10 protein-coding genes are annotated in these 12,107 nt (G+C 64.5%); 3 read left to right on the top strand and 7 right to left on the bottom strand.

The features are described 5' to 3' along the window. Positions 1–375 precede the first annotated feature (375 nt). The 4 genes from XI05_RS15355 to XI05_RS15340 all read right to left on the bottom strand — a co-directional run bounded on the left by XI05_RS15355 (position 376) and on the right by XI05_RS15340 (position 6,539). Positions 376–744: an avidin/streptavidin family protein gene (locus XI05_RS15355; RefSeq protein WP_271502960.1), complete on the bottom strand. Its 369-nt coding sequence runs from the start codon at positions 742–744 to the stop codon at positions 376–378. 16 nt (positions 745–760) lie between these two features. Continuing rightward, complete coding sequence (locus tag XI05_RS15350) at positions 761–2,275, bottom strand: CYTH and CHAD domain-containing protein (RefSeq protein ID WP_271502958.1); 1,515 nt, start codon at positions 2,273–2,275, stop codon at positions 761–763. Positions 2,276–2,440: 165 nt separating this feature from the next. Next, complete coding sequence (locus tag XI05_RS15345) at positions 2,441–5,293, bottom strand: patatin-like phospholipase family protein (protein ID WP_271502955.1); 2,853 nt, start codon at positions 5,291–5,293, stop codon at positions 2,441–2,443. 640 nt (positions 5,294–5,933) lie between these two features. Next, positions 5,934–6,539: a hypothetical protein gene (locus XI05_RS15340; RefSeq protein ID WP_271502952.1), complete on the bottom strand. Its 606-nt coding sequence runs from the start codon at positions 6,537–6,539 to the stop codon at positions 5,934–5,936. 428 nt (positions 6,540–6,967) lie between these two features. Between XI05_RS15340 and XI05_RS15335 the strand changes: the two genes are divergently transcribed. Further along, entirely contained in the window at positions 6,968–7,951 is a 984-nt protein-coding gene (locus XI05_RS15335; protein ID WP_271502949.1) for a Bug family tripartite tricarboxylate transporter substrate binding protein, read from the top strand. Between the two features lie 9 nt (positions 7,952–7,960). On the opposite strand, the gene XI05_RS15330 is transcribed toward XI05_RS15335, so the two are convergent. Further along, a complete protein-coding gene (locus XI05_RS15330; protein ID WP_271502947.1) occupies positions 7,961–8,419 on the bottom strand; it encodes an NUDIX domain-containing protein in 459 nt (152 codons plus the stop codon). Positions 8,420–8,527: 108 nt separating this feature from the next. On the opposite strand from XI05_RS15330, the gene XI05_RS15325 reads away from it, so the two are divergent. Next, a complete protein-coding gene (locus XI05_RS15325) occupies positions 8,528–9,595 on the top strand; it encodes a DUF1236 domain-containing protein (RefSeq protein ID WP_271502944.1) in 1,068 nt (355 codons plus the stop codon). A gap of 42 nt (positions 9,596–9,637) precedes the next feature. Here XI05_RS15325 and XI05_RS15320 read toward each other — a convergent pair whose 3' ends face one another. Then, positions 9,638–10,600 (bottom strand): lytic transglycosylase domain-containing protein, encoded by a 963-nt coding sequence (locus XI05_RS15320; protein ID WP_271502941.1) that lies wholly within the window; start codon positions 10,598–10,600, stop codon positions 9,638–9,640. A 178-nt stretch (positions 10,601–10,778) separates the two neighbouring features. On the opposite strand from XI05_RS15320, the gene XI05_RS15315 reads away from it, so the two are divergent. Further along, on the top strand, positions 10,779–11,816 hold the full coding sequence (locus XI05_RS15315) for a L,D-transpeptidase family protein (RefSeq protein ID WP_271502938.1): 1,038 nt from the start codon (positions 10,779–10,781) through the stop codon (positions 11,814–11,816). Here XI05_RS15315 and XI05_RS15310 read toward each other — a convergent pair. After that, a complete protein-coding gene (locus XI05_RS15310; RefSeq protein ID WP_271502935.1) occupies positions 11,813–12,088 on the bottom strand; it encodes a hypothetical protein in 276 nt (91 codons plus the stop codon). The genes XI05_RS15315 and XI05_RS15310 overlap by 4 nt on opposite strands. Positions 12,089–12,107: the final 19 nt, after the last annotated feature.

The raw sequence follows: 12,107 nt of genomic DNA, 5'->3' as shown, positions 1-12,107 counted from the left end.
CGGTGCTGTCTCCTGCAGGAGCTGCGGCATGACCGCCACAGCCCAACGCCCTCGATCGGCCGCGAAAACGCAATCGTTCGACGCCGCGCGCCGATCGACCCCTCGCAAAAAAATCACATATCGGGAACTGCTCCCGCACACCCGATTAAGCAAAGCCCTCGCTTGCGGGAGAGGGCTGGGGAGAGGGTGTTTCCGCAGTGGGATAGCCCCGAAGAGGAGAAAGCCCTCACCCACGCCTTCGGCGCGACCTCTCCCGCAAGCGGGAGAGGTTGCACCGAGCCCGCGGCAATCGATTCGACCTAAAGACATTCCGCTCTAGCTCGATGGCTGCGGCACCGAGCTTTCTGGCTCAAAGGTCCATCAGGCGGGGCGGCGCTAGATCCGTTCGAAACTATCGACGTTGGTCGTCACGGCGCGCCACCAATTCAACGGCTCGAGCTTGGCGGGCTCGCCCTCGCTGGCGGCAGTCAACGCCTGGTCGGCGACCAGGAACCAGGCGGTCTCCATCTTTCCATGCCGCAACAGCCCCGTGTAGGAAACCACGCGGTCGCCTGTCGCAGACGAGCCCACGGCGACAAAGCCGATGCAATTGCCCCTGTGAAACCCGGTGACTTGCACCGTTTGTCCATAGAAGCCGCTATCTTCGAGCGCCGTCGCGAAAGTGCCTTCGATGCGCCCCTCCGTCTCGCTGATGATGCGAAGGATGGAGCCGAACTGATTTCGCCAGCTGCCGACCCATGACATTCCGGTTCTCCCACGGTCACTTGCGCGGCGCGACGCGCAGCCGGTGCAATCGATGCAGCTCCCCCGCGGCGTCCTTCATCAGGCTGCGCGCCGCCTCTCGCTCCTGGCCGACGATGAACCCAGATGCGAAAGCCTGGGCGCGCCGGTTCGCCGGCGGCGCCGACAACGCCGTCTCCGTCGCCAGCTCGCGATGCGTCATGAAGTCGTTGAGCGATCCCAACGCGGATTGAATCGCCTTCAGCCGGCCGGAGAGGCTTGCGAGCTGCGCCTGGTCGCGATCACTGTAGAGCCTCCCAAAGAAGTCGACGGCGTAACGGATCTTCTTGATCCTGATCCGCAACTTGTGGCGTTGCATCGGATCGAGATCGTCCAGATGCTTGCCCTGCTTGCGCGCCTTCCTGATCCGGCGGTCCAGTACGGAGGCGGCGTAAGCAGCAATCGACCGATCGTCACCGGCGCGGGTCTGTCCGGTCTCGATCCACTCGATCACGTCGATCAGCAGGCGGCGGTAGCGGGGTGATTCGACGGCCTGGCGGGCGCGCGCGAAGGCGGCCCTCCGCTCCGCGGAAAACTTCTTGGCGATCGCGCGAGCGCCGCGTTTCGGCACGCCCTGATCGGCGATCGGCCGAATGCTTTCATTGAGGAAGACGTCGATCTCGCGTGCCGGCGCCAGTTCGCCCGTGAGCCATTTGAGCTCGGTCTTGATCCGCTCGGTGCTGGCGCGCGGCAGGATGTCGGAGAACAGCGAGATCGCGGCCCGTAAGCGTCGCAGGCCGACGCGCATCTGGTGGACGCCTTCCGAATCCATGTCCCGCACCGGATCGGCATTCGCCGTGATCTGACGCAGCGTCGAATGCGCGATCACGCCGAAGGCATTGCGCGGCGACAGCTCGTGTGTCAGCTCGATCGGCTCGGCATGCTGCGCGCCCGCGCCGTTTCCCGTCACGAGTTCAAAGCCTCGCTCGGCTTTCGAGCGAAGATCGAGCTCCGCGCCCGTTCTGCGTTCGAGATTGCGCGCCAGCCGGAACAGGTCGGCGGCCTGTCCGGACTTCAATTCCAGCTCGAGCTCAGCCACCGGCCGCGAACGCCGTCCGGCGCCGATGCGGCCGCGGTCGACGGCGAGCTCGATCTGGCTCCGTCGCACCCGCCTTGCTTCAGTCGTGCGGTGGACCTCGGTCCGAAACACCGCCCGCAGCTTGCGCGGAAGTTTCTTGGACGCGAGATCCGCCAGAGGCGTGTTCTTGATCTGCTTGAAGTCGGGCCTTGCGCCTGCGACCTCATGCTCCCATTCGCCGCGCGTCACGGTTCCGGCGCCGCCGGCCTTCACGGTCTGCACATAGCGGTCGCCGACCTTGCGGATGCGGAGCGTGAGACCATGTCGCCTGAGCTTCTGCTTGCTGGTGTCGTAATAGGTCGACACCAGATCCTGCTCCGACCGGTCGCCACGCTGTCCGTCTAACGCGCCATCGCGCAGGACGGATGACAGCTTTCGTGGCGCAAGGCGGAATTTGAGTTCCGTTTCGGCATTCATCGGGCACGCTTCCGTTGCCCATTCAAAGTGGCGCCACCGCGAGAAGTTCCGTGTGCAACGGGCATTTCGAATCCGGATCGTCGCCGATTGCCACGTCCGCCGGTCATGGAAACTTCACGGAACTTGCCGCGAGACCGGTTGAGGCGCAGGCTAGAATGAATCCGGTCATTGCGGCGGCGGGGGCGGTGGCGAAGGCGGCGATGCTTTCAGCTTCTCGACAATCGAGAGGAACGTCGGGGGCGCCCCGGTCTTCACGTCGACCGAAAGACCTTCGCCGCACTCGAATGCACGCTCTGCGATCTCGTAGCCGAGTGCCCGATAGCTCTCGAATTGCGATTCCGAGAAGAACTGGTTCAGCGTGGTCTCGTGCGGAAAGGTCGCGTGGGCTATCGCATAGCTCAACACACCCATGGGCTCCGTGCCGTGCAGGCCCGACTTGAAATACAGGAGCAGTCCGTTCTGCGAGTCGCCGCCATCGGCCTCACGATAGAGAATGTCACCGATCGCCCAGTAGGGCGCTTGCTCGGCGGGGGTTGGACGTTCCTTGAAGCGCTTCTTCAGGAGGTCAAGCCCGTCCAGGTCGATGCGTACTCCGAGATCGATCCAGATCTTGCGCAGCGCATTGCCGAGGTCCTCGAAGGAATAATCGGGGTCGCAGCCGGCGTCGCTGACCACGATCACGCGGCAGCGCCGGCGGACCATCTCGTAGAGGCCTAGATTTTCGAAGTGCCCGCCGTCGGTGAGGTAGACCCAGCGCTCGGTCTCGCTGGTCAGTCCGAACATCTCCATGAAGAACGGTCGGAGCGCGTTCGTTGGCTTGACCTCCGAATAGTAGGGATTGTCGCCGCGCGGATTGGCGAGCCACCAGCCGAGCCGCACGTTGAACAGCGCCATCAGGAAGGCGACGCCCGGCGAGGAGTTGTAACCCATGCTCGGACTCACGGCAGCACCGGAAATCGCCATCGCGGTCCCCAGCGTCAGGTTTCCACCGTAAGGTTGCGGCTGGTCCTTTGTGGCGTAAGTCGTCCGGTATGCACCGTCTGAAAATATGGCGCTGCCGCAATGCAAAGGCGAGAACGTGAAAGGCGCAGCCATCCGTTCCTGCCAAGCCAGGTTCTTTGATGACACGAGGTTGAGCGCCCCGCTGATGACGTGGAACGGCTTCCAATTGGCCTCCGTCGGCGCGACGTCATGCTCCCAAAGCTCGTGCAGAAGCGGGCTGTCCCGGCCATCGAAATCCGTAAAAGCGTTCTTCGTCTTGTCACGCTCCTTCTCGTTGCGCGACGCACCGAGGAAGGCGCGAACCAGCCGGTTCCGGTAGAGGCCGTGGAGTGAGTATCGGTTGATGCTGAGGACATGTGCGGCCGCGTAGATCAGCGCGCCGAGCAAGATGCCCGCCAGGAACACCATGGTCCAGGGCATGTGACCGTCTGCGCCGGAGGCAAGCGATCTGAAAGCTGCGTCCCAGCCGATGGACAGCAGAGCGACCAGGACGGCCGCGAAGATCGCCGCGGCGACGGCCGCGATCGTGTTGAGGCCGAGATATTGGCGCACGCCTGAAATCTGCTCGGCCGCGGTCTTCGTCTTCGAGCTCGCTCCGAGGAGGATGGAGAGCAGGCCGGAAAGACCTCCTCCGGCTGCGAGCGAGGGCACGGTTGCACTGCCAATCTGGGTCTCGATCCATCTTGCAGCCGGTGGCGCGCCGAGCACGAGCCCGAACCACACGAGCCAGCCGAGATAGGCCAGCGTGAAGAGCCCGCTCGACCGCGCCTGAAATTCCAGCCCGACATCCACTTCGGACAGGAACTCGGCAAACGAAATATAGGTCACGTCGGCGACGATGCGCGCCAGCACGATCCAGGGCAGCCCGAATACGCAGGCAAAACCCGCTGCCGTGGCGGCGGAGTCGGAGGGGTTGATGCTCCAGAGCAAAATCAGTCCTACCGCGTTCAGCAGACCGAAAGCCGCGCCGGCGACAGCCCAGGCGATCAGCTCCATCCACGGATGTTTGGGGCGCGACTCGGGCGGCGGCCGGGACGATCTCCCGAAGATGATGGTCCACAGGGGCGCCAGCGCCCAGGACGCCAGGAAAAAGATCATGCCAAGGATCGTTCCGCGGATCAGCACCGCCGCGGCCGGATGCTCGTTGTTGAATTTCTCGACAAATTCGAAGCCGCTGACGCGAAGCACATCCGTGAGAGTCTTCAGACCATACGGGCTCTGCAGCACGAGCACCAGCAGTGCGGCTCCGACAAGGAAGGGAGCGAGATCGCACAGGAGAAAGCGGGGCTGCGAGACGTTGATCCAGCCGCGCGCCGGGCGGTTTGCGACGGAGAAGGACAGGGAAACCAACAAGCACAGCGTTGGTATGGCCATCACGACCAGAAACCATATCGACCTTTCCGTGATGCTGTGGGCGTCGATAAGCGCAAAGTAGAGCGCCTTGGTGACGAGCACCGCAAGGATCATCGGAGGGACGAGCAGGATCCAGTTCAGGAACAGATTGCGCAGGACGCTGGCGACATCGCTCCACAGGTCGGGAGAAAGCGACGAGAAGCTTGGAGAGAGGAAGTGCGAGTTGCGCCGAAGGTTGGAAATCGGCTCCGCTTCCTCGTGGTCTCCGAGCGGACCGCGGCTCTCGCGCATGGTGAGTGCTGGAACAACCTTATCCGCCGGGACGCTTGGACCGGCCGTTCCGCAGAGTGGGGGGACAATCAGAGCCTGGCGCCCCTTCTCGCGCTGGCGCTCCTGATACAGCCAGCCCGACAGCCAACTGCCGATATAACCGCCTCCCGATACTGTCGACAGATACTCGAACTGCTTCAGGGCCGAGCCGGCCTTCTCGTTCTTGCGTTTCGACGTGACCTCCAGCGCGGCAATCCTTTGCAGGATACCGAGCGCAAACGCCGCGCTGCGGATTCCGCCACCGGACAGGCACAGCGCCCATCGGTCGTCTGCGTTGAAGGTCCGATAGATTTCTAGGAGCTGATCGGGGACCTGCTCGGTCTGTGGCGGCAATGGCCCTGGCGGGACTTCGGAGGAGGCGAGCCGATTTGTAATCGTTAGGTCGAAGGGTAGTATTGAAGAGGGCTCAGACGCTGGCGGTGCCGGGACTGGCGGGGCGCTGGCTGCCGCATCGTTCTCGGTCTTTGGCGGGAATTCCAGAGGATCTCCGCGGAGCGCCCGTCGTTCCTCCCAGAGGACCTGCGCAAGATTCAATGCGCCCATGACACCCTCCCGCTGTTTTTCCGATATCGGTCCAAGCTAGCGATAACGGGAATAACGGGCGTGTGAAGTAATTCACAAACACGCGTAAATTGTTAAGGGGTGAGGCCGTCAGCACGCGCGTCAGGACCGGAGGACGGCAGCCGGCCCCGCTCGCGACAGCGGCATCACCTCAGCTCCTCCAGCAGTCTTTGCGCCTGTTCGAGCAGCAGTCGCTGCTGTCGCGACTCGGCTTTGGCCGCTCGCGTGAACAGGCCGTGCTTCTGTGCGTTCCGGTTTCCTCTCGGCGCCCCCGATCGCCTTGCCCCACCGTGCATGCGACATCGCGGCTTCCCCCGCCTGGCCGGGGCGCGGCACGGGCCGCCGTCGCGAGTCCTCGCGCAGCAGCGAGGGCTCGACTGCATCGGTGCCGTGTTGCGGGCGTGGGCGCCGGTCATCGGCTCGGCCCCTGCCCTGCGCCGCTCGCGCCGGCCTCCGCAACGAGCACGCCCGCATGCTGCGTGACGTTGCCCACGATCGCCCGTCCGCCGTCCTGCACCGACAGGTTCTGCACCGTGATTGCGCGCTCGTCGCTGTTGCGATGGCGATTCAGCGCTTCGACCTGAGCGGCGAAGGTGCGGGAGAGCCGGGTCAACGCGCGGGCGATGCCCTCCTGCTGCGCGAGATCGTCGGTGCAGGCGAGCCGGCAGGCAAAGCGCATCGCCGCCATGTGCACCGATACCATCTGCGACACCAGCATGGCCTCGACGGAATCCTTCGGCGCGATGCTCCTGATCGTCGAGATCATGAAGGCGAGGTTGGCTTCGTCGGGCTTCTGCCCGACCGCGCTGGCCTTGACCAATTGCCTCAGTATGCCGTGCATCGCGTCACGGTCGGCGGCGCCGAGCGCCTCGACTAGCAGCTGCTCGCCGGCTTGCGGGTCGGGATGGCTGATCGCAATGCGCCGCTTGTAGAGTTTGACGCGCGGGTTCGCGGCGGGGGCGCTGCGATCGGATGCCGCGAGCGGCGAAGTGATGTGGCGTTCGAGAGCTGTCGTCATGTGCTGTGTCCTTCTGGCGGCGCAGGCGCGAACGGCCGTTCGCTGCTGCGCGCGAATGCGAATATTAGAATGTCGATGAAGGGTTTAGGCGCAACCGCGTCGGACGGCTTCGGCCTGGCGGGCCATGACGCTCGCGACTGTTGCGATGATGCCAGTATGCCACTGTTTTGCCCGACGCCTCAGAATTTATTTCGTGAATCCGAAAAATTCGTCCGCCGCCCGCAAGTCCTTGTTCTGACAGGGGCGGTCTACTGTGCATGGGGTTGTTTTCACACTTTTTGTTTGCAAGCGGGGTTCGCCTGCCGTGCCGCGGAATGCCGGCGCCCAAACGCGATTGCGAAATCCGGCCCAGCCGCCCATCATGATCTTCGAAGGTGTCGCACCAACAAGCATGCACAAGCGGCGCCAAGAGGTCTGGGAGAGAACGAATGCAACGAACGGCCCGGCTGCTGGCAGTCATCGCAGGACTTTGCGCCTTGGCGCTGGCGACAGAGGCCCTCGCGCAGAAATATCCGTCGCGGCCGGTCAAGATCATGGTCGGCTTCAGCGCGGGCGGCCCGGTCGATGTCGTCGCGCGCATCATCGGCGATCGGCTCGGCAGCAAGCTCGGCCAGCCCTTCGTGGTCGAGAACCGCGCCGGCGCCAACGGCATGATCGCCGCCGAGGGCGTCGCGCGTGCGGAGGCGGACGGCTACACCATGCTCGCCTGCAACTCGTCGACGATCACGCTGAACAAGACGCTGTTCAAGGACATCCGCTACGATCCGCAAGTGGACTTTGCGCCGCTCACCACGGTGGTGTCGGCGCCGCTCGTCCTCGTCGTCAACCCCGAGAATCCCAAGACGGCGAACGTCAAGTCGGTGGCTGATCTGGTCGCTGCGGCCAAGGCCGCGCCCGGCGCGCTCGCCTACGGCTCCGGCGGCAACGGCAATCTCGCCCATCTCGCCATGGAGCTGCTCAGCCAGAAGGCCGGCATCAAGCTGATCCACGTGCCCTATCGCGGCGGCTCGGCCGCCGAGGTCGGCATTCTCGCACAGGAGGTGCTGGCGGTGTTCGATCCGCTCTCCGCCGTGCCGCTGGTCAAGGCCGGCAAGCTGCGCGCGCTGGCGGTGTCCTCGGCCGAGCGGCTGCCGGCGCTGCCCGATGTGCCGACCGTGGCGGAAGCCGGCTATCCCGGCTTCGACATCTCGTTCTGGGTCGGCTTCTTCATGCCCAAGGCGACGCCGGCGCCCATCCTGGAAACCCTGCACCGGGAGATCGTCGCCGCCGCCAAGGATCCGGCGGTTGAGGAGAAGCTCGGGTCGCAGGGCGTCGTCAGCGTGCTCAGCCCGGCCGACTACGCCGCGAAGATCGCCAAGGAGACCAAGGAGCTCGCCGAGGTGGTCGCGGCCGCGAACATCAAGGCGGAGTGAGGCGGCGCGCTAGCCGCCGATCAGCAGCGTAAGCCGGTCGAGCAGCGGACGTTGTCCCGCGTTGATCTTCACCTGCGCCGCGCCGAGCGTGAACCATTCGGCGCGGTTGACTTCCGGGAAGGCCTGCCGCTTGCCGCTGCGCGGCGGCCATTCCATCTCGAAGGTGTTGCTGCGAATGCTGCGCACGTCGAGATCGAGCTCGGCCGCGAAAGCGGTGACGCGCTTGCCCCCGCGCTGCCTGACCTCGCCAAGCGGGGTCAGCGGCACCGACAGCTCGAGTCCCAGCTCTTCCGCGAACTCCCGTCGCGCGGCGATCTCTGCGTCGTCTCCGTCCGCATACTCGCCCTTCGGGATCGACCATGCGCCGAGATCCTTGTTACGCCAGAACGGCCCGCCGGGATGGACGAGGAGCACCTCGATGTTCCCTCGTTTGCGATAGGCGATGATCCCGGCACTCTTCGCTGGCATTGCAGGTTCCGCAGAAAAATGAGCGCGGCCTTCCTTCGGGAAAAACTGGAACTGCTCGTTTTAACGCAGGTTAGTAGGCCAGTTTCATTAGTTGAAAGGGAGTGAACCATGACACGCCTATTGGCAACCACCGCCTTGGGGGTGGTGCTGGCGAGCGCCGCGTTTGCGCAATCGCCCAGCACGACTACGCCGTCTCAGCAGACGCCGCAGTCCCAGTCGAATACCACCGCGCCATCCGCTACCTCGCCTTCGAGCGCGGCCGACAAGCAGCAGACCACATCGCAACCGCAGCAATCAACGACGTCGGGAACGCCAGCCCAGACCACGCAGGCCAATCCACCATCGTCCGGCTCCGGCACCGCCAATACGGGCTCGACCGCGCAGTCACAGAGCGGTGCGGCAAATTCCAATGCAGCCGGCAACCAGCCTGCAACGCAGCAGAGCGCCAACCCGCCTCCGGCGAACACCAACCAGGCGCAGGACCGGTCCAATCCGCCGCCGGCCAACAATCAGGCCCAGCAGGCACCGGCCGCATCCGGAACCAACCAGGCCCAGCAGGCACCGACTGCGCCGACGAGCAATCAGGCTGCCGCCCAGACCGACGTCAATATCAGCAAGCAGCAGGAGACCAGGATCAGCGCGTCGATCTCGCACCTGAACGTGCGGCCGCTGACCAGCGTCAATTTCTCGCTGAATGTCGGCACGGTGGTGCCGCGCGACGTGCACCTCTCGACACTGCCGCCCGACGTCGTCGAGATCGTGCCGCAATATCGCGGCTACAGCTTTGCGCTGGTGAAAGATCAGATCGTCGTGGTCGATCCGGCGACCTACAAGATCGTGACGGTGCTGCCGTACTCAGGCCAGTCCACGGCGACAACGACGACGACCACGCGCGAGCGCAGCGCCAGCAAGTTCTCGGATCGCGATCGCGAGGTGATCCGCAAGCATGCGAAGACCCGCACCGAAGGACGCAGCGAGGCGCGGACCACCGGCAGCACCGCACGCACGGAGATGCGCATCGGTGATCGGGTCCCGGAGACCGTCGAGGTCGAGGAATTCCCGACCACGGTCTACCGCGATGCGCCGGGCTTGCGCGAATATCGCTATATCCATCGCGACAGCCGGACCTACGTCATCGAGCCGCGCGAACGTCGGGTGATCGAGGAGATCGATTAGCTCAATGGAGATCGGAGCCGCGCAAGCGAGCGGCTCCGATCGCTAGCCTGACGTCCGTTCGCGCGATGCGATGCGAACGGCGCGCGCCTTCGCGCTCTTTCCGGCCGCGCGTGCCGCAATCATGCTGCGTGCCTTGCCGGGACCCGCGGCATTCTTCCGCAGCAGGGTCGCGAACCGCTTGCGGGCGCGGTCCGTCGTCAGGCGGGCCGCGAGCTGCTCGGCCTTGCGAATGATGCCCGCAACCGAAGGCGTCAGGTTCACCGGAACCCAGGCGACATCCTTGGCCTTCGAAAGACTGCCGATGCCTTCGCATGGCGCTTCGCGCGGCAGGTCGATGCGGATCGCGAGCGCCTCCGACCGTTCGATCCAGTCTTCGGCTTTGGTGCCGGTGATGATCCGGACATAGTCGCGCGTTTCGCGCGGCAGCTCGCTCTCCCGGGCAAGCCATTTCTGGATGCGGCCGGGACCGGCATTGTAGGCGGCGGCAGCAAGGCCGAGATTGCCGAAATCGTCGCGCAGCTTGCGCAGGAACTTCGCCGACGCCGGCAGCGCCTTCATCGGATCGAAGGGATCGTCGAGCCCGACCTCGGCCGCCGTCCCCGGCATGAACTGCGCGACGCCCTGCGCGCCGGCGTGGCTGACCTCGTTGGACTTGAAGCGGCTCTCCTGCCAGATCAGGCGTGCGAAGAACGGCACCGGAATGCCGCTGGATTCGGCGGCTGCGCGCAGCGCGTGACAAAATCGTTCGGTTGGCGAGGGCTCGGCCTGCACCGTCGGCTCGACCGCGCGCGGTGGCTCGATCACCTGCTCATAGGCCGCGTGCGCGTTGGCAAGCTCGATCGCCTGCACGCTGGCGACGAACAGCTCGACCACCGGAACAAGTGACGAGGCATGATTGTTCTGGAGAACAGTGGTGTCGAAACGTGATACTTGCCGGGACGCCGACGGATCGAGGTCGCACATCAGAAGCAGAAACGCGGCGCAAGCCGCGACGACAAATCGCATTTGCGGGGACAACCTCGAACTGTGGGATGAACGGCCAGCGCTGCGCCGGCGATAGGAAGTTCTTAACCGTCCGATTGCGGCAAAGCTGCGGTCTCCTCGGTTCCTTCGGTGTTAGTACGGTGTTCCCGAAGAGAAACCTTCCGCGGTTTTGGGGGGCCGCTTGCGAGTGGGATGTGCGATGACGATGCGATGGATGCTTGGCGCGGTGATTTCGCTGTGGCTCGTCGGCCCGGCGCTCGCAGGCAATCTCGATCCGGCTGCGGTGAACGAAGCTGCGCGTCCTGCGAAGCCGCCGGCCACCGACAAGCTGAATGCAGCCGTGGTGAAACTTCAGGTGCTGCTCGATCGCGCGCAATTCTCGCCTGGCGAGATTGACGGCAAGTTCGGCGAGAACGCGCAGAAGGCGCTCAAGGCGTTCGCGGAGCAGAACGGCATCGCATCCGACAAGGTTCTCGCGCCCGAGCTTTGGGACAAGCTGACCGCAGGCAGCGAGGGTCCCATTCTCGTCGACTACAAGATCACGGACGCCGATGTGAAAGGGCCGTTCCTGGAGAAATTGCCGAGCAAGCTCGATGACATGAAATCGCTGAAGGCGCTGAGCTACACCAGCCCTCTCGAAGGACTTGCCGAGAAATTCCACATGAGTGCGGATCTGCTCAGGGCGCTCAATCCGGGCAAGGCGTTCGACAAGGCAGGAGTGACGATCGTCGTGACCAACGTTCCGGCGCGGCGCGAACTGCCGCGCATCGCCCGGCTCGAAGTCGACAAGACGCACGGGACCTTGAAAGCGTTCGACGCCAGCGGCGCTCTGCTGGCGTTCTATCCGGCGTCAGTCGGCAGTCCGGATCGCCCGACGCCGACCGGAACGCTGAAGGTCACCGGCACCAACGCGCAGCCGACCTACCATTACAATCCCGAGTACAAGTTCAAGAGCGTCAAATCCAACAGGCCGTTCGACATCCAGCCGGGGCCCAACAATCCGGTGGGAGCATACTGGATCGGCCTGTCGGCGCAGGGCTATGGCATCCACGGGACGGCGGAGCCGGACAAGGTCAGCAAGTCGGCATCGCACGGCTGCGTCCGCCTGACCAATTGGGACGCGCGTGTTCTCGGCGAGAACGTGAAGCGCGGTACACAAGTCGTCTTCCTCGATGCGCCGACGGAATCCTCATCGAGGCGGCAGGGCGCGCCCGCTGCGAAGCGTGCCGCGAATTAGTCCTTGGGAAAATCCTTGCGCATCGCGATCTCTGCCGCGTCGCCGGGCGACAACACGGTCTGGTCGAAGGCGGCCTGCGGCTTCGTCATGATGTCGTAGAGCGAGATGCCCTTGATCGGCTTGCCCATGAGCTCGCGGACGCATTCGGCCAGCGTGCCGTTGTAGACGAGATAGGGCGGACCGCGATCCCTCTGCCTCTCGCCTTTCAGCGACGGCCATTTCTTCAGCTCGGCCGGCGCGTCATAGGCGATCGGCGACCCCTCTTTGAACATGCGTTTGGCCCCCGGTGGC

Source organism: Bradyrhizobium sp. CCBAU 11357 (assembly GCF_028128865.1).
In the GTDB taxonomy this organism is placed as follows: Bacteria; Pseudomonadota; Alphaproteobacteria; order Rhizobiales; family Xanthobacteraceae; genus Bradyrhizobium.
This window is presented reverse-complemented; position numbering and strand designations above follow the sequence as displayed.